At 66.7% G+C, this 24,829-nt stretch carries 17 protein-coding genes; 13 read left to right on the top strand and 4 right to left on the bottom strand.

The annotated features are described in order from the left end of the window. Nucleotides 1-59 precede the first annotated feature (59 nt). The gene (locus tag K420_RS0106400; RefSeq protein WP_027457351.1) at nucleotides 60-1,229 is read right to left on the bottom strand and encodes a cation diffusion facilitator family transporter; all 1,170 of its coding nucleotides are present in this window, start codon (nucleotides 1,227-1,229) and stop codon (nucleotides 60-62) included. Between the two features lie 47 nt (nucleotides 1,230-1,276). On the opposite strand from K420_RS0106400, the gene K420_RS0106395 reads away from it, so the two are divergent. From K420_RS0106395 to clsB, 11 genes are all read left to right on the top strand, one after another. Further along, complete coding sequence (locus K420_RS0106395; RefSeq protein ID WP_027457350.1) at nucleotides 1,277-1,729, top strand: rhodanese-like domain-containing protein; 453 nt, start codon at nucleotides 1,277-1,279, stop codon at nucleotides 1,727-1,729. 40 nt (nucleotides 1,730-1,769) lie between these two features. Continuing rightward, a complete protein-coding gene (gene nadA / locus K420_RS0106390; RefSeq protein WP_027457349.1) occupies nucleotides 1,770-2,867 on the top strand; it encodes a quinolinate synthase NadA in 1,098 nt (365 codons plus the stop codon). 113 nt (nucleotides 2,868-2,980) lie between these two features. Continuing rightward, nucleotides 2,981-5,770 (top strand): bifunctional glycoside hydrolase 114/ polysaccharide deacetylase family protein, encoded by a 2,790-nt coding sequence (locus tag K420_RS0106385; protein ID WP_198293810.1) that lies wholly within the window; start codon nucleotides 2,981-2,983, stop codon nucleotides 5,768-5,770. Beyond that, the gene (locus tag K420_RS0106380) at nucleotides 5,730-9,551 is read left to right on the top strand and encodes a tetratricopeptide repeat protein (protein ID WP_027457347.1); all 3,822 of its coding nucleotides are present in this window, start codon (nucleotides 5,730-5,732) and stop codon (nucleotides 9,549-9,551) included. Before K420_RS0106385 ends, K420_RS0106380 begins: the two co-directional genes overlap by 41 nt. A gap of 27 nt (nucleotides 9,552-9,578) precedes the next feature. Further along, nucleotides 9,579-10,133: a hypothetical protein gene (locus K420_RS0106375; RefSeq protein ID WP_027457346.1), complete on the top strand. Its 555-nt coding sequence runs from the start codon at nucleotides 9,579-9,581 to the stop codon at nucleotides 10,131-10,133. A gap of 12 nt (nucleotides 10,134-10,145) precedes the next feature. Then, complete coding sequence (locus tag K420_RS18290; RefSeq protein ID WP_198293809.1) at nucleotides 10,146-11,552, top strand: PelD GGDEF domain-containing protein; 1,407 nt, start codon at nucleotides 10,146-10,148, stop codon at nucleotides 11,550-11,552. Next, nucleotides 11,545-12,540, top strand: a complete 996-nt coding sequence (locus K420_RS0106365) for a tetratricopeptide repeat protein (protein WP_027457345.1) — start codon at nucleotides 11,545-11,547, stop codon at nucleotides 12,538-12,540. Before K420_RS18290 ends, K420_RS0106365 begins: the two co-directional genes overlap by 8 nt. Then, nucleotides 12,537-14,069, top strand: a complete 1,533-nt coding sequence (gene pelF / locus K420_RS0106360; protein ID WP_027457344.1) for a GT4 family glycosyltransferase PelF — start codon at nucleotides 12,537-12,539, stop codon at nucleotides 14,067-14,069. The genes K420_RS0106365 and pelF overlap by 4 nt, the downstream gene beginning before the upstream one ends. After that, nucleotides 14,069-15,442, top strand: coding sequence for an exopolysaccharide Pel transporter PelG (gene pelG / locus K420_RS0106355; protein ID WP_027457343.1), 1,374 nt, complete (start codon nucleotides 14,069-14,071; stop codon nucleotides 15,440-15,442). Before pelF ends, pelG begins: the two co-directional genes overlap by 1 nt. Before the next feature lie 58 nt (nucleotides 15,443-15,500). Beyond that, nucleotides 15,501-16,259 carry an endonuclease/exonuclease/phosphatase family protein gene (locus K420_RS0106350; protein ID WP_027457342.1) on the top strand — a complete coding sequence of 253 codons (759 nt, stop codon included), beginning with the start codon at nucleotides 15,501-15,503 and terminating at the stop codon, nucleotides 16,257-16,259. Beyond that, nucleotides 16,249-17,439, top strand: coding sequence for a cardiolipin synthase ClsB (gene clsB, locus K420_RS0106345; protein WP_027457341.1), 1,191 nt, complete (start codon nucleotides 16,249-16,251; stop codon nucleotides 17,437-17,439). Before K420_RS0106350 ends, clsB begins: the two co-directional genes overlap by 11 nt. A gap of 35 nt (nucleotides 17,440-17,474) precedes the next feature. Here clsB and gluQRS read toward each other — a convergent pair whose 3' ends face one another. Together gluQRS and modA are read right to left on the bottom strand one after the other, a co-directional pair. Beyond that, complete coding sequence (gene gluQRS, locus K420_RS0106340) at nucleotides 17,475-18,392, bottom strand: tRNA glutamyl-Q(34) synthetase GluQRS (RefSeq protein ID WP_027457340.1); 918 nt, start codon at nucleotides 18,390-18,392, stop codon at nucleotides 17,475-17,477. A 21-nt stretch (nucleotides 18,393-18,413) separates the two neighbouring features. Next, nucleotides 18,414-19,160, bottom strand: coding sequence for a molybdate ABC transporter substrate-binding protein (gene modA, locus K420_RS0106335; RefSeq protein WP_027457339.1), 747 nt, complete (start codon nucleotides 19,158-19,160; stop codon nucleotides 18,414-18,416). Nucleotides 19,161-19,308: 148 nt separating this feature from the next. On the opposite strand from modA, the gene K420_RS0106330 reads away from it, so the two are divergent. Then, nucleotides 19,309-21,105 carry a sensor histidine kinase gene (locus tag K420_RS0106330; protein ID WP_051452980.1) on the top strand — a complete coding sequence of 599 codons (1,797 nt, stop codon included), beginning with the start codon at nucleotides 19,309-19,311 and terminating at the stop codon, nucleotides 21,103-21,105. After that, nucleotides 21,089-21,721 carry a response regulator transcription factor gene (locus K420_RS0106325; RefSeq protein ID WP_027457337.1) on the top strand — a complete coding sequence of 211 codons (633 nt, stop codon included), beginning with the start codon at nucleotides 21,089-21,091 and terminating at the stop codon, nucleotides 21,719-21,721. Before K420_RS0106330 ends, K420_RS0106325 begins: the two co-directional genes overlap by 17 nt. A gap of 11 nt (nucleotides 21,722-21,732) precedes the next feature. Here the strand turns inward: K420_RS0106325 and K420_RS0106320 are convergent, their stop codons facing one another. Next, nucleotides 21,733-24,819 carry a molybdopterin dinucleotide binding domain-containing protein gene (locus K420_RS0106320; protein WP_027457336.1) on the bottom strand — a complete coding sequence of 1,029 codons (3,087 nt, stop codon included), beginning with the start codon at nucleotides 24,817-24,819 and terminating at the stop codon, nucleotides 21,733-21,735. Nucleotides 24,820-24,829: the final 10 nt, after the last annotated feature.

Raw genomic sequence — 24,829 nt, 5'->3', positions numbered from 1 at the left:
TAAGCACGATAAGCAAAGTATCGACGCACCAATATTGTGCCGAATAGCCAAATAGCGCACTAACTTGGTGCAATCATGCAGTTCAGCGAAATGCAACGCACCACGGTATGCATTTTCAAACGCTCTGCCAACTCGTGCTCGGCCCGCTTCAAGGCCTCGCCATTCTCGAAAAAGGCGTGCCCGAGGAAGACCTCGACCTCGACCTTGCCGTTCAGGTAATGCAGCACGATCTTTTCCGGCGGCGGCAGGCCGGCCAGCAGCGGACGCAACTCGGCGAGCAGGACATCGCGCGATGGCAAGCGGGAAACGTACAGATCCGGATCTCCTTCGTCTTCCGGATCGATATGGATCAGCACGTCGAGCACCTCCGGATGCTCGCCGAGCACCCGGGCCCGCGCCGATTCGGCGATGCGATGCCCCTCGGTGACACTGATCCGCGAATCGACCTGGATGTGCGTATCGACCAGCGCCTGGTGCGCCATGCGCCGCGTACGCAGTTCATGCAGGCCGCGCACGCCGGGCGTCTCGAGCAGGGTCTGGCGGATGGCTGCGACTTGCGCTTCGTCCAGGCCGGTGTCGATCAGCTCCTTGATCGCCCCCCAGGCCAGTTCGCCGCCCATGCGCAGGATCATGAAACCCATCAGCGCCGCCGCCAGCAGGTCGAGAAACGACCAGCCCATCAGCGCGCCGCCGATGCCGACCACGACGACCAGGGCCGACGCCGCATCGGCCCTGGTATGCAGCGCGTTGGCGGTGAGCAGCTGCGAGCGCTGACGCTCGGCGACGCGGATCAGGTAGCGATACAGACCCTCCTTGGAAATCACCGTGGCGATGGCAATCCACAATGCGGAGAGTTCGACCACCGGCAAGGCCTCGATGTGCTGCAGGCGCATACCCGATTCCCACAGGATGCCGCCGCCGATCAGGGCCAGCGAAATGCCGAGCACCAGCGTCGCCGCCGTTTCCATGCGGGCATGGCCGTAGGGGTGGGCGTCGTCGGCCGGATGGGCACTCTGCCGGCTGGCGTAGATGACCAGAAAATCCGACAGCAGATCGGAGAAGGAATGCAGGCCGTGCGCGACAAGCGACTGCGAATGCGCCAGCCAGCCGACGACCAGCTGGGCGACCGTCATCAGCAGGTTGACGGCGACGCTGACCCAGGTCGCCTTTTGTGCCTCGGCGGCGCGCTCCGCCGCTGCTGTTCCGTTGCGCTGCTCGCCGTCTGCCATGTGCTCTGCCCTATACTATCGGCTTGCGATTCTAGCAGTTGGACACCATGGGAAAGTTAACCGACCTCCTCAACCTCGCCCACGAACGCGGCCGGGCGCTCGAACGCCCCTATCAGGGCGAACTGACGCCGCAGGAAGCCTACGACCTGCTGCACCTGGCGCCCAGCGCCCGGCTCGTCGATGTGCGCACCCGTGCCGAGTGGGACTGGGTCGGTCGTGTGCCGAATGCCGTCGAGATCGAGTGGAACCAGTACCCGGGCGGGGTGCGCAACCCGAACTTCCTGGCCGAACTGAAGCGCCAGGTCGATCCGGAAGCCCTGGTCATGTTCCTCTGTCGCAGCGGCGTACGCTCGATCGGGGCGGCTGCGGCCGCCGCGGCCGCCGGCTACAACAACTGCTACAACGTCCTCGAAGGCTTCGAGGGCGACAAGGATGCCAACGGGCATCGCGGCAACATCGGCGGCTGGCGCAAGGCCGGCCTGCCGTGGATTCAGGGATAATTCGCCGGCCGCACCATAGCGGCCGCCTCAGGAAATCAGCATGCAGACAGCCACCATCGCCTTCGACCCATTCAATGCCCTGTCCGACAAGGACTGCCATGAGCGCATCCGCGCCGCCCGCGCCAAGCTGGGCAAACGCGCCGTCATCCTCTGCCATCACTACCAGCGGGCCGACGTTTACCAGTACGCCGACCTGACCGGCGATTCGCTCAAGCTGTCGCGCCTCGCCTCGCAGACCGACTCCGAATTCGTCGTCTTCTGCGGTGTGCATTTCATGGCCGAAGTCGCCGACATCATGACGGCGCCGAACCAGATCGCCATCCTGCCCGACCTCGCCGCCGGCTGCTCGATGGCCGACATGGCCAACCTGGCCAAGGTCGAGCGCTGCTGGCGCGAGCTGGCCGACGTGCTCGACGTCGAGAACGAGGTCACCCCGGTCACCTACATCAACTCGGCGGCCGATCTGAAAGCCTTCTGCGGCGAGCATGGCGGCATCGTATGCACCTCGTCGAACGCCGGCACCATTGCCAAGTGGGCCTTCGAGCGCCGCCCCAAGGTGCTGTTCTTCCCCGACCAGCATCTCGGCCGGTGGACCGGCCACAACATGGGCTTCGCGATGGACGAAATGGTCGTCTGGGACCCCGATCTCGAACTCGGCGGCCTGACCCCGGCCCAGATCAGGAAAGCGCGCATCCTGCTGTGGAAGGGCCACTGCTCGGTACACCAGATGTTCCAGAAGCCGCAGATCGACGCCTTCCGCGCCAAGTACCCGGAAGGCAAGGTGATTGCCCACCCGGAATGCAATTTCGAGGTGTGCTCCGCCGCCGATTACGTTGGTTCGACCGAATACATCGTCAAGACCATCAAGGAAGCGCCGGGCGGGACGCGCTGGCTGGTCGGCACCGAACTGAACCTGGTCGACCGCCTGGCCGAGGAGGTCAAGCCGCAGAACAAGATCGTGCAATTCATGGCGACCACCATCTGCATGTGCTCGACGATGCAGCGCATCGACCCGCAGCACTTGGCGTGGACACTGGAGAACCTAGCCGAGGGCAAGGTGGTCAACCAGATCAAGGTGCCGGAGCACGAGGCCAAACTCGCCAAGCTGGCGCTCGACCGGATGCTCGACATCTCCTGAACCCGGACTCATTGGCGCGAAGCGTGATCGATTTTACAAATCTGCGCAAAGAACTCTTTAAATTCTAAGGCCTATTGCAGTTAAATGTCGCCTCATTGCGACAATTGACTACCTTGAGCCTTTTTCGAGTCTTTTTCATCTTTTTCTTATGGACCGCAAGCGCTGTTGCCCAGACAGCGCCTGCGGTTGCGCTCTATTACGGCCATGCGATTCCGCTCAAGGAATTCCGCGTTTTCGACATCGTCGTCGTCGAACCCGGTCACGGCCATGACCCGCAGCGGCAGGCCCCGGGCGACAGCCAGCTTTTCGCCTATGTTTCCGTGGCCGAAGTGCAGCCGACGCGCCCTTATTTCCGGGATATCCCCGAGCCATGGAAGCTGGCACGCAACGGCGACTGGAACTCGGTCGTCATTGACCAGACGCCGGCCGACTGGCCGGCCTTCTTCGCCGACCGTGTCGTCGGACCGCTCTGGGAAAAGGGTTATCGCGGCTTTTTTCTCGACACCCTCGACTCCTACCGGCTGGCCCGGCAATTCGACGAAGCCGCGCAACAAGCCGGCCTGATCCGGGTCATCGAGACCCTGCATGCCCGCTATCCGGGAATCAAACTGATCCTGAACCGCGGATTCGAGATCATCCCCCGGGTCCGCGACAAGGTCTTCATGGTCGCCGCCGAATCCCTGTTTCAGGGCTGGAATGCCGGTGCCAGGCGCTACGAGCAGGTCAAGGCAGCCGATCGGGAATGGCTGCTCGGCCAACTCAAGACTATCCGCGAACGCGACCGCCTGCCCATCCTGGCCATCGACTACGTCGCCCCGCACGACCGCCGCCTGACCCGCGACACCGCCCGCCGAATCCGGGAGCTCGGCTTCACCCCCTGGGTGACCGATGCCCAGCTGGACAGCATCGGCATCGGCACCATCGAAGTGCAGCCACGACGGGTGCTTGTCATGTACGACAGCCGCGAGGCCGCTTCGCTCAACTATGCGAACGCCCATCGCTACCTGCAGATGCCGCTCAACCACCTGGGTTACGTGGTCGATTACGCCGATGTTCGCCAAGCGCTGCCCAGTGCCATCTATGGTGACCGTTATGCCGGCATCGCCAGCTGGTTTTCGGGCAGCATCGCCGACCCCTTCAGCCGCCCCTACGCCCGCTGGCTGCAGCAGCGCATCGAACAGCAGCTACCGGTCGCCGTCATCGGCAATTTCGGTTTCCTGCCCGAGCGGAGCGTCGCCCAGCGTCTCGCCTTGCAGTTGAGCACTGCCGCTACGCCACGCCAGCTGAGCATCACCCGCCAGCACGCGATGCTCGGCTTCGAGACGCCGCCGCTCCCCAGCCGGGGCGACCCGCCCGTCTTTCAAGCGGCGCTCGGCACCAGCGAGCCGTTGATCGAACTGCGCGACCAGGCCAACAACCCCTACCTGGGCGGCGCCATCATGCCGTGGGGCGGCTTCATCCTCGACCCCTTCGCCCTGGTCGAGGTCCCCAACACCGAACAGGCGCGCTGGGTGGTCGATCCCTTCGCTTTCCTGCAACGCGCGCTACGCCTGCCGGAAATTCCCATTCCCGACGTCACCACCGAAAACGGCCGCCGCCTTTTCTTCTCCCATATCGATGGCGACGGCTTCCCGTCCCTCGCCGAGTTGCCGGGCAGTCCGCCGGCCGCGGAAGTCCTGCTGCGGGAGATCCTCGAAAAATACCGCACGCCGACCACGGTCTCGGTGATCGAGGCCGAAGTCGCGCCGCACGGCCTGCACCCCCAGCTCAGCCCGCGGCTGGAAGCCATCGCCCGACAGATGTTCCGGCTGCCGCACGTCGAAATCGCCAGCCACACCTATGCCCACCCCTTCGTCTGGGATCCCGACCTCTGGGCCGGCAAGGCCGGAGAAACCAAGAACAAGAACATTGCCGAGGGCAACTACCACCTCGACGTACCGGGCTATCGTTTCGATCTGACGCGTGAAATCGTCGGCTCGACGGATTACATCCGCAGCCGGCTCGCACCGCCGGACAAGCCGGTGCGCATCCTCCTCTGGTCGGGCGACACCGCGCCCGGCGCGGCGGCCCTGCGCATCGCCGAACAGGCTGGCTTGCTGAACATGAATGGCGGCGATACCGCGATCACCCGCGACAACCCCTCGCTCACCGCCGTCGGCGCCCACGGCATCGAGAAGGCAGGCTTCCTGCAGGTCTACGCGCCGATCACCAACGAAAACATCTACACCAACCTGTGGCGCGGCCCCTATTACGGCTACGAGCGGGTCATCGAGAGCTTCGAGATGACCGAGTCGCCTCGCCGCCTGAAGCCGGTGGACATTTACTACCACGCCTACTCCGCCAGCAAGCGCGCCGGGCTGAACGCCGTGCACAAAGCCTTCTCCTGGACAAGGACACAGGCCCTTCACCCGGTCTTTGCGTCGGACTACATCCGCAAGGTGCGCGACTTCCACGACCTGGCCCTTGCCCGCGACAACGACGGCTGGCGCATTCGCGGCGATGGCGAGCTGCGCACCTTCCGTCTGCCGGCCGGCCTGCCGCGCCTGGCCGACGCCCGTGGCGTGGCCGGCTTCACGGCCGGTCGGGAAGGCCGCTACCTGCATCTGACCGGCGGCGCTGCCTGGTTCGCATCGGAAAAAACCGCTCACCCTGACACGCCCCGCCTGGTCGACGCCAATGCCCGCCTCGACGACTGGCAACGCAGCGATCGCTCGCTCAGTTTCCGGCTCAAGGGCTACGTGCCGCTGGAATTCAGCCTGGCCGGCCTCCAGCACTGCACGGTGAGCGCCGACGGCCAGCCGCTGACGGCCACCCGCCAGACCCGCCAGGATGAGGCCGTCATCCAGCACTATCGTCACGCCCATGCTGCCGCACAGATCCAGATCCGCTGCCTCGGCCGCTGAGCGGCCCTTCCTGGCCCCTGGATGGCTCATCGCACTGCTCGCGGCAATCGTCGGGCTGGTGCTCTTCCTGCTCTATCCACGCACCGACCTCGAACGGCGCCTGGCCGCCATGCCGGATACCGCCCTGTCCGCTGCCTACCTCGCCAACCTGCTGCGCAGCGACCCGGACAACCCCCGCCTGCGTCTGCTGCTGGCCCGCCGGCAACTGCAGATGAACAAGCTGGATGCCGCACGTGCGACCCTGCAACCGGCGCTCGACACCCGCGACGAGGCGACGCGCCGTGCTGCCTGGTGGATCCTGTTCGAGATCAGCGAAGCCGACTACCGGCGCCTGCCCGCCTCGGCTACGGCCGAACGCACCGCGCTGCAACGCGACATGCTGCGCCAGATGCAGCAACTGGCCGAACAGGCGCCGAGCCTCGAACAGCAGATCGAACTGGCCGGCAAGGCCTACCAATACAACGCACCGAGCCTTGGCCAGGCCCTGTTCAAGGCGCTTGCCAACCGCCTCGACGATCCGGCACAGGCCAGCGCCCTGTTTGCGCGGGCCGCCCGCGACGCCCTGGCCAATGGCGACTACCGCGGCTGCGCCGAGCTTTATCTGCTGGCCCGCAGCAGCAGCCCCGATGCGCAGCAGGCACGGCGCCATTTCCACGCCGCGCTGCGGGCACTGCAGTCCGGCAACCAGCCGCTGGCCGCCCTGGAACTCGGCGAGCGTGAACTGGGCGATCTGGCAGAGGACCCCGACACCCTGCTCCTGCTCACCCAGCTCAGCCGTGCCGCCGGCCGCCCGGAAGTCGCCGACCGCTACATCCGCCGCCTGCTCAAGCTCTCTCTGCGCCAGCAATGGCAGGCGCTGCAGGTCGCCCGCGCCTGGGGCGAGGGAGCATTCCATCATGTCTCGGAAAAAGGCACGCCGCGCGGCCCGGGCATTGCCTTCGACGACCGGATATTCACCCTCGGCTACGAGGTGTTTCTCGAAAACCGCAAACTCGAAGATGCCTGGCAGGTGGCCAGTGCCGCTGTCCGTCAGGCACCTGACGACCTCGCCTGGCGCGCGCGGCTGGCCCGCGTTGCCGAATGGACAGCCCGGCCACAGGTCGCCCTCGACAACTGGCTGAAAATCGCCCGGGCAACGGGCCAGGACGAAGCCTGGCAGGCCGTGCTGCGTCTGGCCCCAGGCCTGTTCGACGATACCGCCCTGATTCCCGCCCTGCACTACCAGATCGCCCGCCAGCCGCAGGACATCCGCCTGATCCGCGAACTGGTGGCGGCGCAGGAACGCCTGGGCGAACCCCGCCCGGCCATCGCCTATCTCGAACGGCTGAGCCAGCGCCAGCCACGCCCGGAAGTCCTCGAACTGCTCGCCGAACTCGCCGAACGGGCCGGCGAAACCGATACCGCCCTGCAGGCCTGGCAGCGCCTGTTCGCCGACCCGGCACAACTGACCGCTGGCCGGGCCCTGCGCGTTGCCGTGATGCTGCTGCTCAAGGGGCGCAGCCATGAGGCGCTGGCCTGGCTCGACAAAGCCCGGCCCGGCGCCGGCCTGAACGATGCCGGCGATGTCGACTACTGGCGCCTGAGCGGCCAACTGGCCGAAATGCAGCAACGCGACGCCCAGGCGATCGACGCCTTCCGCCGCCTGATCGAGGCCGACAAGGCCGAAGCGGGCGATTACGACGCCCTGCTCCGCCTGCTCAACCTCACCGCGCCGGCCGAAGCCGCCCCCATCGCGGCCCGGGCCTGGCGGCAACTCGACGAGCCCCGCTACCTGATCCAGGCGCTGACCCTGTACGCCAACCGCAATCGCTGGCGCGAGATCGGCGCGCTGCTGCGCGAGCTGGACCCGGCGCCCAACGCGTCGCGCCGCGCCCTGCGCCGGCTGCAGAGCATGCCGGAATTCCTGCGCCTGGCCGGTACCTACCAGCAGAACACCGGCCGCTTGGCCGAAGCGCGTCGCAGTTTCGAAGCCGCCCTGCGCCTGGCACCGGACTCCACCGATCTTCAGCAGGCCCTGCTCTGGCTGTTCATCGACAGCAACGACGCGGCCGCCCTGCGCCGGACACTGGCCAGCCACGAACTGACCTGGCGTGCCAACCCGGCCCTGCACGATGCCCTGGCGGCCAGTCACCAGGCCCTGTCGCAACCCCAGGTCGCCCTCCAGCGCTATCTCAACCCGCGGGTTGCAGCCCACCAGGACGACTTCCTGTGGCTGATGAACTACGCCGACGCGCTGGACCAGAACCAGCAGTCCGACCGTGCCTGGCGCCTGCGCCGGCACCTGCTGTCCGCCGAGTGGCAGGCCGCCCGCGGCGGGCGCACGCTACACGCAGCGCGCCAGCGCTGGCTGACCGAGGAAGGCCTGGACGAAACGCGACGCCTCGCCCGGGCCCGCCTGCTGCTGACCCAGCGCCCGGGTGACGCCGGCCTCGACGCCCTGCGCGAACTGCTGCGCCTCGACAGCGGCGGGCATGGGCGCTATTCCAATGCTGCCGCCGAAACCGCCATCGGCTGGCTGCAGGACCGCGCCGAATACAGCGCCGAGCGCGCCTTCCTCTGGCAGCAATATGCCCGTAGCCGGAGCAGCCCGTCCAAGCGCCCGCTCTGGGCCGAAATCACCGTCGCCCTGGCCGAACAGGACAAGGCCGCCAGCGGGCAATTGCTCGAGCGCTTCGACGATAGCCTGCCACGCTACGACCGGGTCAATGCCGCGCGCCTGGTGGACGACCTGCGCCTGGCGCAAAGCGCCGCCTTCGAGACGCAGAGCGAACAGACCGACGACGATCCGACCCATCAGCAACTGACCGAAACCCTGCTCGCCTTCAGCCACCATGCCGGCATCGACATCACGCAGCGCCAGCTGGGCAGCATCGATGAACGGGCCAGCACGGCACGCCATCACCTGGCGATCACCCCGCGCCTGGGATTCGCTGTCGAATGGGGACGCATCGCCCGCACGGTGCGCGACAACAACGTTTTTGCCGCCGCCCCCGACGAGGAAATGGCCAGCGCCCGCCTGCTCTGGCGGCAAGCCAACGGCGAGACGCTGTTCCGCATCGAACGACGGGAGAGCTTGGACAACTACACCCCGCTGCAGCTCAGTCAGCGCCTGCGCCTCGACGACCGGCTCAGCCTCGATCTCGCCATCGGCCGTAACCTGCCCAGCCTGGAGAGCGTCGCCCTGCGCCTGGCCGGCATGAAGGACCAGCAGGCAGTCAGCCTGAACTACGCGCCAACCCGGCTCGACCAGATCCAGCTCGAACACCGCCGGGAAGACTACCGGATGCAGAACGGCGAAGCACTGGGCAACGGCAGGCACACCGGCATCAGCTACAGCCACAGCCTGCGCCTGGACACGCCCGACCTGCAGGTCAGTGCCTTCTGGTCGACCCTTCGCTTCGACCGTGAAGCCCTTTCCGACAGTGGACAGGCGGCACGCTATTACCGCGACCTCCTGGGCTCGCCTCAGAAAGACCTCTATGCCAGCGTGACGGCGCTGCCGGCCAACACCTTCGTTCCCGACAGCTTCCGCTTCTACGGCCTGCGCCTGTCCTCCAACCTGCGCTACGCCCAGGAATACACCCGCGCCTGGCAGCCCTTCGGCAGCCTGGGCCTGACCCATCACTCCGAACTCGGCACCGGCTACGACCTGCGCTTCGGCCTTGCCGGCAGCCTGTTCGGCGCGGATCATCTCGCCCTGAGCGGTGGACTGGCCAAATCCGGCCTGCAGACCGGCGGCCAGGTACGTGAACTGCAGATCACCTACCGAATCCATTACTGAATCCCGTTCTTTCGACAGGAAACCATCATGATCCCTCGTCCCTCCCTCCTTCTCCGCCTGCGCGGCCTGCTCCTCGTCGGACTCGCCCTGCTGGCCACCGCCTGCTCGACCCTCGACCGCGGCCAGCCGCCCGTTCTGGAACGCCAGGCCAGCTGGACCGTCCTGCCCTTCACCAACCACACCGAGACGCCACTGGCCGGCAGCCGGGCCGAGGCGATCGCCGAATCGCTGCTCGGCGGCCAGGGCGTCGGCCGCGTCCGCCACTACCCGGGGGCCAAGGCACAGGAAGCGCTGTTCGACGGCGCCGGCGAGCGCGAACAACGCCAGGCGGCCCTCGCCTGGGCGCAGGAACAAGGTATCCGCTACGCCCTGGCCGGCACCGTCGAGGAATGGCGCTACAAGGTCGGTGTCGACGGCGAACCGGCCGTCGGCGTGACCCTGCAGATTGTCGACATGGCGACCGGCGACACGCTGTGGAGCGGCGCCGGTGGCAAGAGTGGCTGGAGCCGCGAGGCCCTCGCCGCCGTTGCCCAGCAATTGATCCGCGACCTGCTGCAAGCCGGCCTGGCCGGCCGCCGCTAAGGCCCGCCCCCCGTGCCCAACCGCCATCCCGCCGGACTGGAAAAATCGCGCCGCCGCATGCGGGGCAGTCTCGACCTGAGCGCCCTGGCCAGCCGCCTGTTCGGCCTGCGCGGTCCGGTCCTCGGCCACCTGACCTCGACCAGCGTGCGGCCGGCCGCCGTGCTCGGCGAGGTCATCTTCCTGCCGCTGATCGCCGTCGGGCTCGGCCTCTGGCTGAACCCGGCCGATCCGCTGTGGATCGAGGCCGCCTTCCCGTGGCCCTGGTTCGCCCCGCTGATTCTCGCCCTGCGCTATGGCCCGCTACCCGGGCTGGCCGGCTCCGGCCTGTTGCTTGCCGCCTGGCTGCTGCTCAATGTCGGTCAGGCTGACAATTTCCCCAAGCTGTTCTTCCTCGGTGGCCTGATCCTGATCATGCTGGCCGGCGAGTTCTCCAGCTTGTGGCTGGCCCGCACCCGGCGGGCGGAAACCGTCCAGCTTTATCTCGACCAGCGCCTGGAAAACCTGACCCGCCAGTACTACCTGCTGCGCCTGTCGCACGACCGCCTGGAGCAGGACCTGATCAGCCGGCCGATCTCGATGCGCGACGCCCTGCTCAAACTGCGCGGGCTGAACGAGCCGGGCGACGACCCTGCAACCGGCGCCGAGACGCTGCTCCGTCTGCTTGCCCAGTATTGCCAGCTCGAATCGGCCGCCCTGCACGAACTGGACGAAAGCGGCCAGGTCGTTCGACCGCTGGCCAGCATCGGTACGGTCTCGGCGCTCGCCACCGATGACCCGCTGGTCCGCCAGGCGCTCGGCAGCCGCCGTCTCTGCCACGTCCGCCAGGCAGTCGCCCAAAACGACGCCACCACGCGCTATCTGATCGTGGCACCGCTGACCAACCTGAACGGTGCCCTCTACGGCCTGCTGACCGTCGAAGAAATGCCCTTCTTCTCGCTGCAGGAAGAGGCCCTGCAAACCATCAACCTGCTGCTCGGTTACTACACCGACGGCCTGGCGACACAGGAACTGGCGACGCCGATCCTGGCCGAGCTGCCCGCCTGCCCGGCCAGCTTTGCCTTCGAAGCGCAACGCCTGGCGCACCTCAGCCAGGTCACCGGCATCCCCAGTGTCGTCGTTGCCCTCGAAATCCTGCCGCGCGCCGTGGCCGACGACATCTCCCTGCAGCTGGCCCGGATGAAACGCGGCCTCGATGAAAACTGGCTGGTCATCGGCGCCGAAAAGCAGGTTCTCGCGACCCTGATGCCGCTCGGTGACTACTCGACGGCCGAGGGCTACATTGCCCGCCTGGAAACCTGGGCGCAGCAAAAGAGTGGCTTGTCGCTGGCCGAACTGGGCCTCTTCCCGCACACCCTGCTCCTCGACGCCACCCCGCCGGGCAGCCTGCTCAAGCGTATCCAGCAACTGGCCCATGCTTAATGCCAAGCTCGGCCTGTCGGCCGCCCTGCTCGAAATCAATGCCTGGAGCGGCCCGCTGCTCTTCGAGAGCAACTCCGATCTCGTGCTGCTCTGGTATCTCGGCGGGCATGCCCTGGCCAGCCTGCTGCTCGCCGCCTTCGTCCAGGGACTTCTGCCGGCGGCCCGCGTCCGGCCGCGCTGGGCGACCCTGCTGCTCCTTGCCGGCTTCAGCTATGCCGTACCGATTGCCGGCTTTGTCTGCGTGCTGGCCGGCGCCCTGCTCCTGCGCTTCTACAAGCTGCCCCCGGCCAGCGGCGGTTTCGAATCCCTGCAACTGCCCGATTTCGATCCGCATCTGCGCTCACAAGGCGTGTTTCGCCAAGCCGGGCTGCGCTCCATCCTGAACAACAGCCAGGTTCCGATGCACACCCGCCTGGGAGCCATGGTCGCCCTGCAATACGTCCCGGGGCGCGTTGCCTCGCCGCTGTTGCGCGACGTGCTGAGCGACCCGGCCGAAGACATCCGCCTGCTCGCCTACGGCATGCTCGACAACCAGGAGAAGCGCATCAACCGGGCGATCGACGACGAACTGCAGCAGTTCGGCCAGGCCACGACCGATACCGCCCGACTGGCAGCGGCACAGCGCCTGTCCGACCTCTACTGGGAACTGGTTTACCAGCGCCTGGCCCTGGGCGATCTGCGCCAGTACGCCATTGACGAATCGCTGCGCTATTGCGAACAGGTGCTCGCCCAACATCCCGCCTCGGCCGCCATGATCCTGCGACGCGGCCGTCTGCGCCACGAACAGGGCGACTACGTGGCGGCCGAAGCGGACTACCGCCAGGCCCAGGCGCTCGGCCTGCCGGCTACCCGCGTCCTGCCCTACCTGGCCGAGGCGCGTTTCGAACAGCGCGATTTCGCTGGCGCCAGCCGCCTGGTTCAGGAATTGTCCGCCTGGAACTCCCTGCCCCGCCTGCGCCCGATCGTCGATTACTGGACCCGCGCATGACATTCCCCACCGCCGACCGTGCCGACATCGCCCTGCTGCTGGAAGGAACGTTTCCCTACGTCAGCGGCGGCGTCTCGAGCTGGGTCAACCAGATCATCCGGGCCTTTCCGGAATACCGCTTTGCCATCGTCTTCCTCGGCAGCCGGCGCGAAGACTACGGCGACCCCAAGTACCCGCTGCCCGACAACGTCGTGCATTTCGAAGCGCATTACCTCTACGACGACCTGACCAGCCGCGCCGAGCCAGCCAGCCGGCCGGGCGACGACGCGGCCTACGCGCTGATCGAGCAGATGCATGAGCACTTCGCTCCCGGCCAGCCGGTCGCCAGCGCTCTCCAGGAATTCCGGGCCGTTGCCCGGCAGATGCTGCCGGGCGGCCGGCTGACCGCCGACGATTTCCTGTACAGCGAAGCTTCCTGGGACATGATCTGCGACCACTACCGGCGCTTCTGCACCGACCCGTCCTTCGTCGATTATTTCTGGACCGTGCGGATCATGCATACGCCGCTCTGGAAACTCGCCCGGGTCGCCAAGGAATTGCTGCCGGTACGCGTTCTGCACTCGGTATCGACCGGCTATGCCGGTTTCCTCGGCGCCCTGCTGCACCAGACCCGGGACGTGCCGCTGGTCCTCTCCGAGCACGGCATCTACACCAAGGAACGCAAGATCGATCTGTTCAAGAGCGAATGGATCCGCGACAACCGCAATGTCTTCCAGCGTGACCCGACCGAACTTTCCTACTTCCGGCAGATGTGGATCGGTTTCTTCGAGTGGCTGGGGCGCTTCTGCTACGACGCCGCCGATCCCATCATCGCCCTCTACGAGGCCAACCGCCTGCGCCAGGTAGCCGACGGGGCGCCGGACGGTCGCACCCAGAACATCCCCAACGGCATCGCGCTGGCCCGCTTCGCCCCGCTGCGCGCCTTGCGCCCGGCCGAGCCACCGCCGGTGCTCTGCCTGATCGGCCGCGTCGTGCCGATCAAGGACGTCAAGACCTTCATCCGCGCCATGCGCCGGGTGGTCAACCGGATGCCCACTGCGGAAGGCTGGATCGCCGGACCGGAAGATGAGGACAAGGCCTACGCCGCCGAGTGCCACGCCCTGGTGCGCAGCCTGGGCCTGGAGAACCATGTCCGTTTCCTCGGCTTCCAGAAGGTCGAAGACCTGATGCCGAAGATCGGCCTGACCATCCTGTCGTCGATCAGCGAAGCGCTGCCGCTGGTCATCCTCGAGGGCTACGCGGCCGGCGTGCCGACTGTCTCGACCGATGTCGGCTCCTGCCGGCAACTGGTCGAAGGGCTGGACGAGGCCGACCGGGCGATCGGCCCTTCCGGCGCCATCGTCAACATCGCCGACCCGCAGGCCCTGGCCGATGCTGCCGTCGCCCTGCTCGCCGACAGCGAGGCCTGGCAGGCCGCCAGCCAGGCGGGGATCGCCCGCGTCGAACGCTACTACACCGACCGCATGATGTTCGACCGCTACCGGCAGGTCTATGACGGCGCCTTCGCGCGCTGCCCGGAGGCGCGCTGATGGCCGGCATCGGTTTCGAACTGCGCCGCCTGCTGCGCAAGAACACCCTGATCGGCCTGGTCGAGGCCTACGCCTACGCCGGCATCATCGGCTCCGGCCCGTGGGTCTTCTCCATCGTCGGCATCCTGCTGGTCGGCCTGTTCAGCGCCAGCCTGGTGGTGCCCAGCTTCCTGGTCACGCAGTTCCAGACCTCGGTGACCTACCTGGTGGCCGGCAGCCTGATCCTGACCGGCCTGGTCCAACTCGCCTTCACCCGCTTCGTCTCGGACCGCCTGTTCGAGAAGAAGCGCGACCAGGTACTGCCCAACCTGCACGGCCTGCTGCTCATCGTCATCCTCGGCGCCAGCCTGCTCGGCAGCCTGCTCCTCTTTCTCGCCCTGCCCGGCCTCGGCGTGGCCTACCGGCTGCTGATGCTGGCAGGTTTTGTCATCATGTGCGCAGTGTGGGTGCTCACCGTCCTGCTCTCCGGCATGAAGCGCTACCAGGCCATCGTGCTGCTGTTCGGCGGCTCCTATGCGCTGATCGTCGTCCTCTCCCTCCTCCTGCGCCCGCTCGGACTGGAAGGCCTGCTCGGCGGATTCGTCTTCGGCAACCTGGTCCTGCTCGGCGGCATGTGGCTGCTGACCGTGCATGACTTCGCCGGCCCCGGCCCCTTCCTGCGCTTCGACTTCCTGCGCCCGGAACTGGCCTACCCGACACTGATGGCCATCGGCTTTCTGTACAACCTCGCGGTGTGGGCCGACAAGTTCATGTTCTGGTACTTCCCGCCGACCTCCGAGCCGATCATCGGCAGCTTCCGCGCCTCGCTGATCTACGACCTGCCGGTCTTCCTCTCCTACCTGTCGATCATCCCCGGCATGGCGGTCTTCCTGGTCCGCATCGAGACCGATTTCGTCGAGTACTACAACAAGTTCTACGACGCGGTGCGCGGCGGCGGCTCGCTCGAATTCATCGAGAGCATGCGTGACGAAATGGTCTATTCCATCCAGCAGGGGCTGAGCGAAATCGGCAAGATCCAGACCCTGGCGATCCTCACCACCTTCGTCGCCGGCCCGGCCCTGCTCGACGCCCTCGGCATTTCCCAGCTCTACCTGCCGCTGCTCCACGTGCAGGTCATCGGCGCCGGGCTGCAGGTCGCGCTGATGGCCGTGCTCAACGTCTTCTTCTATCTCGACCAGCGGCGCATCGTGCTCTTCCTGTGCCTCGAATTCCTGCTCCTCAACGTGCTGTTCACCGCCGGCACGCTGTGGTTCGGTGCCGCGCTCTACGGCTACGGCTTCACGCTCGCCGCGCTACTGACGCTGGCCAGCGGGCTCATGCTGCTCTCCCGCCAGCTGAATCGCCTGGAATACGAGACGTTCATGCTGCAATGAGGCCCCAACCTTGGTAATCTGCCAACGGGGCGCCCGCCCCGCTTCGGAGATTTCCACCGTGTCCGCGCCAACCCTTCACATCACGACGTTCAACATCCACAAGGGCTTTTCGCAATTCAACCGGCGGATGATGGTGCATGAGTTGCGCGAGCGGCTGCGCCACCTGAATCCGGACATCGTCTTCCTGCAGGAAGTGCAGGGGCTGCACCTCGGCCACGCCGAGAACCACGACAACTGGCCGGACTCGCCGCAGCACGAGTTCCTCGCCGAGGATGTCTGGGAAGCCTCGGCCTATGGCCGCAACATGATTTACGACCACGGCCACCACGGTAACGCCATCCTGTCGCGCTTCCCCATCCTGCATGCACACAACCAGGACATCACCCACCTGCAGTTCGAAAAGCGGGGCCTGCTGCATTGCCAGATCAAGCTGCCGGAAGGCCCGGCGGCGCATTGCGTGTGCGCCCACCTGTCGCTGTTCGGCTATTCGCGCCGCAAGCAGATGGATGCGCTGGCAGACTATCTGGAAAAGCAGGCCGACCCCGCCACCCCGCTGATCATCGCCGGCGATTTCAACGACTGGCGCAACCGGGCCGGCGACCATCTCGCCCGACGCCTCGGCCTGCGCGAGGTGTTCAGCGGCCCGAAGGGCACCCCGGCCCGCAGCTTCCCGGCGGCGATGCCGATGTTCCGGCTCGACCGCATCTACGTCCGCGGCTTCGACATCCGGCGTACCGAAGTGCACCACGGCCAGCCGTGGGCCAGCATTTCCGACCATGCCGCGCTGTCGGCCCACCTGACGCGGCATGGCCGCTGAATTCAAGCCGGGCAACCGGCTGACCCTGCTCGACTCCGGCACCGATTACTTCCCTGCCCTGCTGACGGCGATCGCCGAAGCACGCATCGAGATCTACCTCGAAAGCTACATCTTCGCCGCCGACGAAATCGGCCACGCGGTGGCCGCCGCCTTGTGCCAGGCTGCCGGGCGCGGCGTGCAGGTGAATGTGACGGTGGACGGCTTCGGCGGCCGCAATTTCGCCGCCGATTTCCTGCCCCAGCTGACGGCAGCCGGCGTGCGCGCCATGTACTACCGGCCGGAAATCGGACGCTTCCACCTCAAGCGCCACCGCCTGCGCCGCCTGCATCGCAAGCTGGTCGTCGTCGATGCGCGGATCGCCTTCGTCGGGGGCATCAACATCATCAGCGACGACAACGCGCCGCCCGAACTGCGCCCGCACTACGACTACGCGGTGCGCGTCGAAGGCCCCATCCTCGCCGACATCCACCACGCCGTCCGCCGGATGTGGGAAATCGTCGCCTGGGCCAACTTCAAGCGGCGCTTCCGTCTCGCGCCGGTCAGCCGGCCGTGCTGCGACATCGTTGGCGAGCAGCGGGCCGCCTTCCTGATCCGCGACAACATCCGCCACCGCAACGACATCCTCAACGCCTACCTCGACGCGATCGACGCGGCGCGCGAGGAAATCATCATCGCCAACGCCTATTTCCTGCCCGGCGTGCGTTTCGGCCGCGCCCTCTATGCCGCCGCCCAGCGCGGCGTGCGCATCATCGTGCTGCTCCAGGGCAAGACCGACCACCAGCTGCTGCGCTACGCGACACAGGCGCTCTACGCCACCGCCCTGCAGGCCGGCATCCGCGTCTTCGAGTACGAAAGGAGCTTCATGCATGCCAAGGTGGCGGTCATCGACGGCCACTGGGCGACGGTCGGCTCGTCCAACATCGACCCCTTCAGCCTGCTCCTCGCCAAGGAAGCCAATGTCGTGGTGCGCGACGACGGCTTCGGTGGCGAACTACGGAGCAGCCTGCTGGCCGCCATCGCCCACGGCGCACGCGAACTGCCGCTGGAAGAGCAGAGCCGCCTACCCTGGCACGCCCGCCTGACGCGCTGGCTGGCCTACGGCCTGGTACGGGCGATGGTCGGCATCGCCGGCTACGGCCAGCGCCACTGGAACAGTCGGGAAGTCACGCCGAAGGACTGATTCCGGAAAAGGCTGTCGAGAAGCGGCGTTCGCGTTCAACCAGCGCTGTCCAGCTTGATGCGCGGCTGCCGGGGAATGGCGGCGAACGACCAGTGCGCCAGCGCCCAGGCCCAGACCTCGGCGAGCGGCGCCCGGCAAAGCGCCGCCGGTACGGCCTGCCCCAGGAAGGACAGGGCCTGGACGAGCAGCGCCGGAGCCTGCGCGACATCCAGCGCCGCCGCCCGCGTCTGTTTCGAGAGCTTTTCCCCGGCCGGGTTGGCCGCCACCGGCAGATGGGCGTAGCGCGGCGTCGGATAGCCGAGGCAGCGCTGCAGGCAGATCTGGCGCGGTGTCGAGGCGAGCAGGTCGGCCCCGCGCACGATATCGGTCATGCCCTGCCAGGCATCATCGACCACCACCGCCAGTTGGTAGGCGAACAGGCCATCCGCCCGGCGCAGCACGAAATCGCCGACATCGTGCGCCAGATGCTGCGCGATGCGCCCCTGCAGGCGGTCGTCGAAGGCGATTTCCCGGTCATCGACGCGCAGCCGCCAGGCCCGCGCCTCGCGCCCGGCCGGCAGGCCGCCCCGGCACAGGCCGGGATAAGCCAGGCCGCCATCGATCGCGGCATGCGTCGCGGAATCGGCAATCTCCTTGCGCGAGCAGGCGCAGCCATAGACCTGGCCGCTGCGCTTCAAGGTTTCCAGCACCTCGCCATACGCCGCCAAGCGCGCGCTCTGCCAGAGCACCGGGCCATCCCAGGCAAAACCGAAAGCCTCCAGCGTGCGCAGGATGTCGTCGGCCGCACCGGGCTGGTTGCGCGGCGTATCGACATCCTCCATGCGCACCAGCCATTCCCCGCCCTGCGTGCGGGCATCCAGATAGCTGCCGACGGCGGCAACCAGCGAGCCGAAATGCAGGGGGCCGGTCGGCGAAGGCGCGAAGCGGCCGCGATAGGCCGTCGGTTCGGACATGCTCAAGCCATGCCTCCGCCCTCAGGGCAGCTCATAGCCGAAGGATTTGATGACCCCCTGCGCCTTGTCGCCCTTCAGATAGTCGAACAAGGCCCGGGCCGCCGGGTTGTTCCTGCCCCGGACCAGCAATACCGCATCCTGACGGATCGGATCGTGCAGGCTGGCCGGCACCAGCCAGCCGGAACCGGAACCGATCTGACCGTTCCGAATGACCTGGGAATACGCGACGAACCCCAACTCGGCATTGCCGCTACTGACGAACTGATGCGTCTGGGCGATGTTCTCGCCCTGCACGAACAGCGGCCGGAGCGTATCGAAGACACCCAGTCCGCGCATCGTCTGTACGGCGGCCGCTCCGTAAGGGGCTGTTTTTGGGTTGGCGACGGCGATATGCCGGAAACCACCCCGCTTCAGCACCTCGCCCTTGCCGTCCACCAACCGGGGGTCGGGCGACCACAACACCACTCGTCCGACGGCGTAGGTGAAGACGCTGCCGGCAACGCCCAACCCCTCGCCAAGCAGGCGGGCGGGCGTCTCGTCATCGGCGGCCAGCAGCACCTCGAATGGGGCGCCATGCGCGATCTGGGCGTAGAACTTGCCGGTTCCGCCATAGGCAGGAACGATCCGGTGCCCGGTGTCGCGCTCGAAAAGCGGGGCAATCACCTGGATCGGACCGGTGAAATTGGCCGCAACCGCAACGCTGACCTCTGCCGCCTGAACGACAGAAATCGCAGCAATCGCAAGGAGCAAGGCAGAAAAGCGTTTCAAGGGGGTGTCTCCAGACAAACCGAGAGAATTGCGCCAATCGGCCGATTTGGCAAGGCAAAGCGGCCCGCGGGACTAGCCAAGCCTCTCTTCCGCGCGCGAACTCGCCGGAAGAGCAGTCTGCCCGACACTGATCTCGTATACTTTGGCCATGCTCAGCCCGCCCGCCCTGTCGTTGATTTCTCGCTCCCGAATCTGTGTTTCAGCGCTCTTCCTGCTGGGCAGCAGCCTCGCGTGCGCCGGCGAAGTAGCCATCGGCGTCTTTGCCTATCAGGGCGAAAAAGTGGCCAACGCAGACTGGACTCCGGTCATCCGCTATCTCAACCAGGCCATCCCCGGGCAGCAATTCCGGCTGGAAAATCACGATGCGCAAAGCCTGCGCGCCGCCATTGCCGAACGCCGGGTGGACCTGGTGATCACCAATCCCGGCTACTACATCACCATGGAGGCCGAGTTCGGCCTGAGCCGGATCGCCACCCTGGAGTCACCGGATACGCCGGCCGCCAAAACGCTGGGCTCGGTCGTCTTCACCAGGGCCAACCGCGACGATCTGCGCGTGATCGGCGATCTGGCAGGCAAGCGGGTGGCTGCCGTCGATCCGGATGCATTTGGCGGCTACCTGCTGGCCGCCCGCGAAATGCTGCGCCAGGGCATCGACCCGGAGAACGATCTCAAGGAACTGCGCTTTGTCGGCTTGCCGATGAACCGCATCATCGATGCCGTCAGGAACGGCGAGGTCGATGCCGGTATCGTGCGCGCCTGCCTGCCGGAACAACTGGCCCGCCAGGGCGAGCTTCGGCTGGCCGAATTCCGGGTGCTGTCGCATCGCCAGGATGAAGGCCTGCCCTGCGCCCTGTCGACGCCGCTCTACCCGAACTGGCCAATCGCCGTGACGCGCCATACCGACATCGCGCTGGCCAAGGAGGTGGCCCACGCCCTGCTGTCGATGCCGGCCGGCAGCGAAGGGCCGACCTGGACCGTGCCGGCGGACTACCAGCCGGTCCATGACCTGTATCGCGAACTGCGTATCGGCCCCTACGCCTACCTGCGCGACATCACGCCGGAAGGACTGGTCCGCCGCTTCTGGCCGTGGCTGCTCGCCACCCTGCTCGCGCTGCTCGGCTGGATCGTGCATACCGTGCGCGTCGAACACCTGGTGCACCGGCGCACCAGCGAGTTGCGTGATTCGCTGGCCGCCCGCGAGCGCGCCGAAGCCTGCATGCGGGACAGCCAGGAGCAGATGGAACACCTCTCCCGACTGTCCGTGCTCGGCGAGCTGTCGAGCAACCTGGCCCACGAGTTGAACCAGCCGCTGACCACCATCGGCACCTACGCGCGCACCGTGCTGCGCCGCCAGGAGAGCGGCAAGCTGACGCCGGAAGCGGTCAGCGAAGCGTGCACCGAAATCGCCAGCGAAGCCGAACGCGCCGCCGGCATTGTCCAGCGCATTCGCCATTTCGCCCGCAAGCGCAGCGCCGTTCGCGAGCCGGTCGACCTTGCCGGCCTGGCCGGCGAGGCCCGGCACCTGCTGGTCGGCATGCTGGCCAATCCGCCCGCCATCGACATTGATAATCGCCTGCAGTCCGCCTGCCAGGTCCTGGCCGATGGCCCGCAGATCCAGCAAGTGCTGCTCAACCTGATCAAGAATGCCATCGATGCCGGGCGCAGCCTGCCGGCCGAGCGGCGGAGCATCCACATCATGATCGAGGCCGCCGACAACCGGGCCCAGCTGACCGTGACCGACCACGGGGTCGGGCTCGATGCTGCACAACTGGCCCGCCTCTTCGAACCCTTCTTCACCACCAAGCCGGACGGCCTGGGCCTCGGACTGCCGATCTGCAAGACCATCATCGAAGCCCACGGCGGCCGCCTGTGGGCTGAACCGAACCCGGATGGCCCAGGCATGCGCTTCTCCTTCTCACTACCCTGCCATGAACCATCAGCCTGAAGACTGTATCGTCCATGTCGTTGACGACGACGCCGGCCTGCGCCGTTCGCTCCGTTTCCTGCTCGACTCGGTCGGCTGGAGCGTCCGCCTGTACGCCTCGGCGGAAGAGTTCCTCGATGTCGTCGCGCCCACTGACCGCCCGACCTGCCTGTTGCTCGACATCCGCATGCCAGCGATGAGTGGCCTGGAGTTGCAGCAGGTCTTGCGGGAAAGGGGAATCGACCTGCCCATCCTGTTCATGACCGGCCATGCCGATGTCTCGATGGCGGTGCAAGCCATGAAGTCGGGCGCCAGCGACTTCATCGAGAAGCCGTTCAAGGATCAGGTCGTGCTGGATTCGGTGGCGGCCGCCATCCGGCGCAGCGCCGAATCCCTGGACGAGGCACAACGGCGCACGGCGGCGCAGAAGCTGCTGGCCAGCTTCTCACCACGGGAAAAGGAAGCAGCCCGGCTGATCGCGTTGGGGCAGCCCAACAAGCTGATTGCCACGGCCCTCGGCATCAGCGAAAAGACGGTGCACATCCACCGTCAGCATGTCATGGAAAAAGCGGGAATATCCTCGGCCGCCGAATTGGCCCGCCTGATGCTGCGGGCCGATCCGGCGGCGCTGGACTGAACCGCCGGGCGTCAGGCCCGGCTGATCCTGGCCGGCAGGCCGTTGCGCACCGCCGCGCCGGACACGGAGTCCACCCACGGCGCCTTGTCCGGCCGGGTTGGATCGATCAGGCCGACATCGTTCAGATTGACGCCGGCTGCCAGGTGCTTGTTTTCCGGCTGCTGCGCCTTGCCGATGCGATGCGCCCGCGCCCCGAGTTCGCGGTGGCCGAAGCCGTGCTCGACGGCCGCCACGCCCGGCGTCACGCCGGCATGCACCATCACGCGGGCCTTGAGGCTGCCCGTCGGCGTGCTGATCTCGGCCAGATCGCCCATTTCCAGCCCCAGGCGCTGCGCGTCGGCGGGATGGATGAGCACCGGGTTTTCCGGATGCAGGCTGAGCAGGCGGGTGGCACCGATCGAATACGGGTTCTGCAAGGCCGACTTGTAGCTGACCAGTTGCAGCGGCCACTGTGCGGCCGGGTAGATCTTGCCGACCGGCGTGCCGTCGGCGAACGAGGGCTCCACCCAGGTGGCGCAACCGGTGAAGCGCTTGCCGGTCAGGCTGTTTTTCGCCGCCCCCAGGTTTTCGTTCCACAGATGGGCCATCGCCTTCATCGGATTACGCATCCACTCGGGGTTTTCCTCGTCGTAGGCGTCCTTGCCCGGCTGGTAGCGGCCGCCGCGGGTGAGCAGGAAAGCCACCTTGGCGACCTCTTCCGGCTTCAAGGTCTTCTCAAGCAACGGCCGGATGCGTTCGACGCCGGAGAGGATGATGTCCTCGGCGGTGGCATCGGCGACCGGCTCCTTGCCCAGCCACGCGATGTTGGCACCGCCGCGCAGGTACCAGTCTTCCGGCGTGTTAAGCGGGTAGGTCTGGCCTTCCGGGTCGCTGATCGCCCCGGCGCCGAAGCCGGGCAGCTGCATGGCCTTGGCCAGGGCGATGAAGAAGGTCTCCATGCCGATGGCCTGGCCGTCCGGGGTCTTGTCCGCCTTCGGCTCGATGACCGGCCAGCGGGCGCTCATCGCCTTGGTCGGCACGCCGTTCCACGCCGCCACCCAGCCCCAGCTTTCGTACATCAGCGAATCGGGCACGATGTAGTCGGCGTAGGCATTGCTCTCGTTGATGAAGGGATCGACCGAGATGATCAGCGGCAGCTTCTTCGGATCGGCCAGATCCTTGGCGATCTTGTTGCGCAGGCCGGTCACGCCGTAGAGCGGATTCGACGACCAGAGGACAAGCGCCTTCAGCGCATAGGGATAACCACTGATGCCGCCCGGCAGCAGTTCGGTGGTCAGGCCCGGGGCGTTCGGGAACCACGGGGCGCTGGCCGGATAGGGCTTGTCGGCGGCCTTCTTGGCAGCGAATTCGGCGGTCTTTTCGTACGGCACGTTGCGGCCGAGCGGGGTACCGGCGGGCTTGACCATGCCGGGGAAGGAATCGAGGTTGTAGCGCGGCCCCTCGCCGTTGTCCTTGAAACCGCCGCCGTTGGCGACGAAGCCACCCTTCCAGTTGATGTTACCGAGCAGCGCGTTGATGCTCATCAGCGCATAGGCATTGTAGAAGCCACTGCCGCTCATCATGCCGCCGTGGGCGATGACCGAGGCGCGCTTGCCGTGCGCGGCGAGTTCCTGAGCCAGGGCAGCCAGCGTGTCGGCCGGAATGCCGCAGGCCGCGGCATAGGCCGGCAGGTCGAGACGCATCGCCTCTTCCTGCAGCAGTTTCAGCGCCGACTTGACGCGAACTTCCTTACCACCGACGGTCAGTACGCTATCCACCAGCAACTGGCAGGCGCCCTTGGCCTGGTTGCTGAACACCGGCTGGCCCGCCTCGTCGAGGCAGACGAAGGCGTCGCCTTCCTTGTAGCGCTGTTCCTCGGGCAGTTCGAAGCCCAGATCGGAAGCGCGCAGGAAGCGGCGTTCGCGCGGGTGCTTCGGCTCGACGACCACCAGATGGGTGGCGTTGGAGAAGGACGGTTCGCCGTTTTGCCGCGCCAGTTCGGCATTCGGAAAACTGAGGAAATGGCGGTCGATACGATCGGTTTCGAACAACTGGCGAATGATCGCCATGGCCAGGGCGCCGTCGGTGCCCGGGCGAATCGGCAGCCAGCGACCACGGTCGCCACTGGCCACGTTGTCGGCATGGGTCAGCACCGGATCGACCACGACGTAGGACAGCTTGCCTTCGCTCCGCGCCTTGGCGACCAGCGTGCCCTGGCGCTTGAACGGATTGCCGGCCTGCCCCGGGGCGGTGCCGACGAAGAGCACGAATTCAGCATTGCTGAAGTCCGGCTTGCAATGCGGCATCGCCTTCATGTCGCCGAACAACGCGCCGGAGCCGGAGCGGTAGGAGCCGCCGCAATAGGAGCCGTGGCCGATGAAGTTGATCGTGCCGTAGGCCTTCTGGAAGAAGCGGCGGGCGAAGTTCTCGCGGCCGTCGTTGACGCTGGACAGCACGGCCACTTGGTTGACCACGGAGCCGAGCGCCGGCTGCTGCGGGTCGATCGGGGTCTTCAGGTCGCGCAGGGCGGCCAAACCGTCAACCGGCCCTTCGCCGAACAGGTTGCCGCCATGGACCACTTCCTTGACCAGCTGTTCGAAGGAGATCGGCTCCCACTGCCCGCTGTTGCGTGGCCCGATCCGCTTGAGCGGCGTCAGGACGCGATACGGCGAATCGATCTGCTGGGCCACGGCATTGCCGCGTCCGCAGGCCGTCGAGCGGCCATCCAGCCCCTTGCCCTTGTAGCCGGAAATGGCGACGAAACTGTCGCGCACACTGGCCTTCATCGGCAGATGCGGATCAGTCGACAACGGGCTGTAGGGATTGCCCGCCACCCGCAACACCTTGCCGCTGGTGCGGTCGATACGCACCCGGACGCCGCACATGGTGGTGCAGCCGAGGCAGGTGGTGTAGCTGACCTGCTGGGCCGGATTGACCTCCAGGTTGCCCTTGCGGTCGATGCGGAACTCCGGCTCCGGCGCATCGCCGGCCGTCTTGTGCTTAGGGGCATCCTTGCCGAGCAGCTTGCCGACCATGCGGCCCGCAGTTTCCGAATAACCGGCCGCGAAGGCGGCGAGACCGCCGAGGGCGAGAACTTGACGACGCTTGCTGATTTTCATGATCGAACTC

Origin of the sequence: Dechloromonas agitata is5 (genome assembly GCF_000519045.1) — a bacterium.
GTDB classification, from domain to species: Bacteria; Pseudomonadota; Gammaproteobacteria; order Burkholderiales; family Rhodocyclaceae; genus Azonexus; species Azonexus agitatus.
This window is presented reverse-complemented; position numbering and strand designations above follow the sequence as displayed.

Excerpts from the sequence above, each read along its gene's own strand:
- K420_RS0106400 (WP_027457351.1), bottom strand. The coding sequence starts at position 1,229 with ATGGCAGACGGCGAGCAGCGCAACGGAACAGCAGCGGCGGAGCGCGCC.
- K420_RS0106395 (WP_027457350.1), top strand. The coding sequence starts at position 1,277 with ATGGGAAAGTTAACCGACCTCCTCAACCTCGCCCACGAACGCGGCCGG.
- nadA (WP_027457349.1), top strand. The coding sequence starts at position 1,770 with ATGCAGACAGCCACCATCGCCTTCGACCCATTCAATGCCCTGTCCGAC.
- K420_RS0106380 (WP_027457347.1), top strand. The coding sequence starts at position 5,730 with ATGCTGCCGCACAGATCCAGATCCGCTGCCTCGGCCGCTGAGCGGCCC.
- K420_RS0106375 (WP_027457346.1), top strand. The coding sequence starts at position 9,579 with ATGATCCCTCGTCCCTCCCTCCTTCTCCGCCTGCGCGGCCTGCTCCTC.
- K420_RS0106365 (WP_027457345.1), top strand. The coding sequence starts at position 11,545 with ATGCTTAATGCCAAGCTCGGCCTGTCGGCCGCCCTGCTCGAAATCAAT.
- pelF (WP_027457344.1), top strand. The coding sequence starts at position 12,537 with ATGACATTCCCCACCGCCGACCGTGCCGACATCGCCCTGCTGCTGGAA.
- pelG (WP_027457343.1), top strand. The coding sequence starts at position 14,069 with ATGGCCGGCATCGGTTTCGAACTGCGCCGCCTGCTGCGCAAGAACACC.
- clsB (WP_027457341.1), top strand. The coding sequence starts at position 16,249 with ATGGCCGCTGAATTCAAGCCGGGCAACCGGCTGACCCTGCTCGACTCC.
- gluQRS (WP_027457340.1), bottom strand. The coding sequence starts at position 18,392 with ATGTCCGAACCGACGGCCTATCGCGGCCGCTTCGCGCCTTCGCCGACC.
- K420_RS0106330 (WP_051452980.1), top strand. The coding sequence starts at position 19,309 with ATGCTCAGCCCGCCCGCCCTGTCGTTGATTTCTCGCTCCCGAATCTGT.
- K420_RS0106325 (WP_027457337.1), top strand. The coding sequence starts at position 21,089 with ATGAACCATCAGCCTGAAGACTGTATCGTCCATGTCGTTGACGACGAC.
- K420_RS0106320 (WP_027457336.1), bottom strand. The coding sequence starts at position 24,819 with ATGAAAATCAGCAAGCGTCGTCAAGTTCTCGCCCTCGGCGGTCTCGCC.